Source organism: Flavihumibacter solisilvae (genome assembly GCF_000814475.1).
In the GTDB taxonomy this organism is placed as follows: domain Bacteria; phylum Bacteroidota; class Bacteroidia; order Chitinophagales; family Chitinophagaceae; genus Flavihumibacter; species Flavihumibacter solisilvae.
On record NZ_JSVC01000058.1, the window covers coordinates 1 to 547 of the forward strand.

Sequence of the window (547 nt, forward strand, 5' to 3'; positions counted from 1 at the left end):
CTGTGAACGTGAGCGGCGGCACTGCACCGTTTACCTACAGCTGGAACACTTCGCCGGTACAGGCAACTGCCACTGCATCTAATCTTACTGCCGGAACTTATACGGTTACGGTGACCGATGCTGCAGGTTGTATTACTACCACTACGGTTACGATTACTGAACCGCCTGTACTGGCTGCCACAACAGTTGGTAATAATGTTGACTGCTTCGGAACGGCAACAGGATCAGCAACTGTGAACGTAACAGGAGGAACCGCACCGTTTACCTACAGCTGGAATACCCTGCCAGTACAAACTGGTGCAACAGCAACAGGCCTTACTGCCGGAACTTATACGGTTACGGTAACTGATGCTGCAGGTTGTATTACAACTACTACGGTTACGATCACGGAACCCACACTGCTTACAGCATCAACAGTAGGTACTAACGCATCCTGCTTCGGTACGGCCACAGGTTCAGCTACTGTAAATGTAATAGGAGGGACCGCTCCATTTACTTACAGCTGGAACACTTCACCGGTACAGACAACTGCCACTGCATCTAATCT

At 50.1% G+C, this 547-nt stretch carries 1 protein-coding gene; it reads left to right on the forward strand.

What is annotated here, in order from left to right; all coding sequences use genetic code 11:
* The coding region (locus OI18_RS23410) for a SprB repeat-containing protein (RefSeq protein WP_039144779.1) at positions 1–547 on the forward strand (547 nt) is incomplete at both ends.